This is a genomic window from Pseudomonas sp. SIMBA_041 (genome assembly GCF_046535095.1).
Classification (GTDB): Bacteria; Pseudomonadota; Gammaproteobacteria; order Pseudomonadales; family Pseudomonadaceae; genus Aquipseudomonas; species Aquipseudomonas mucoides.
Genome location: NZ_JAWRXJ010000028.1, coordinates 1 through 1,384 on the forward strand (window position 1 = coordinate 1; position 1,384 = coordinate 1,384).

Sequence of the window (1,384 nt, forward strand, 5' to 3'; positions counted from 1 at the left end):
GTCAAATGCACCTCGCTGACCTCGGCCAGTCGCACCACCGCACTGGCTCGACGCTCCTCGGTCGATTCGCCCAGTGGCCCGTACAGGATGCACGTCGCCACTTCCGTGCCGTCGGTGGCGACGGGATCGTAAGGCGCAAACTCATTGGTCGCGGTGACCAGTCCCAGCACCTGGCCGGCATTCAATGCGGGGCCAGCGGCCACCAGAATGGATTCACGAGAGATCTTCCCGGCCCCTTCGGAGAGCAGAAACTCGCCAGCGTGTAGCGTTTCGTACTTTACGGTCATGCTCGTGCTCCTTTTGCACTGTTGGATTGCCCGGCATGGGCCGCCGAACGGGCGGCCCAGATCGAAGAAGGATTCGGTTGTTTCGCCTGCACCTTCGGCGCGGGGTCATCGTCGAGGGGCACGCTGTTGTCGATTTCGAAACCGTTGCCGCTGCTGACGATCTTGTCGAACAGCCGCGCCCGCACCGCGGGCTCATCCAGCCCCGCGGCCACGTAATCGGCGCTGAGCTCTGGAAGGCGTGCTGCGACGCACAGGTCATGCACCGCCTTGGCCCGGGTTAGCCCCGCCAGGACGATCTCCTCGCTTTCAAGCTGGGTCGAACTGAGCAACGGCGCGACCAGGTTGCTGATCCCTGACTCGGCACAACGCTGAGTGATCAACAACGCCAGCTTGGCCGAGTCGACCACGGGCGCGGGTGGATCGTGTGGCTCCAACTTCGGATCCGGTTCGGGTGCCTCATCAAGTTGGGCCAGCAGTTCGGCCGGTGCGTGCTGGTAACGCTGGAGCACCGCGCCCTGTCCCAAACACGCTTTGACCTGAACCCCGTCGCCGACCTCATCGGCCAAGCCCAGGGCCACTGCTTCATTGGCAGTGAGCCAGGTTTCAGCGGCGACCATGCGCCGCAGCTCAGCTTCATCGATGTTCGGTGCCTTGGCCATGTAGGCCGCGATGATTGCCTCCATGGTTTGGTCGAGGACATCGGCCACTTTACGAAAGCTGTCGGCATCGCCGGCCGCATAGGTCCACGGATTGTGGATCATGTACATGGCATTGGCCGCGATCACCACCTTGTGGGCACCGCACACCGCGACACTGGCCGCGCTCGCAGCCAACGCGTCGATGCGAGCCGTGCAACGCTCGCCCAACCGCGACAAGGTGTTGTGCATGGCCAACCCGTCGAACAGGTCGCCGCCGATGCTGTTGAACGCCGCGATGACCGGTGACACGCCGTCATCGACGGCGCGCAGATCCTGCATGAACTGACTGGCGGTAATGCCCCAGGTACCGATCTCGCCATACACAAAGACTTCGATCACGCGCTCGGTGGCTTCGCCGCTGGCGTGCACGGCGTACCAGCTTTTGTCCTGCACTGGCAC

The 1,384-nt window shown here is 63.5% G+C and carries 2 protein-coding genes; both read right to left on the reverse strand.

The window, feature by feature from the left end; genetic code table 11:
• On the reverse strand, positions 1-287 hold a 287-nt coding region (locus SB725_RS30055; RefSeq protein ID WP_410923005.1), incomplete at its 3' end, for a head decoration protein.
• Positions 284-1,384 (reverse strand): head maturation protease, ClpP-related (locus SB725_RS30060; protein WP_410923006.1); only part of this gene is annotated, 1,101 nt, incomplete at its 5' end. The genes SB725_RS30055 and SB725_RS30060, both read right to left, overlap by 4 nt.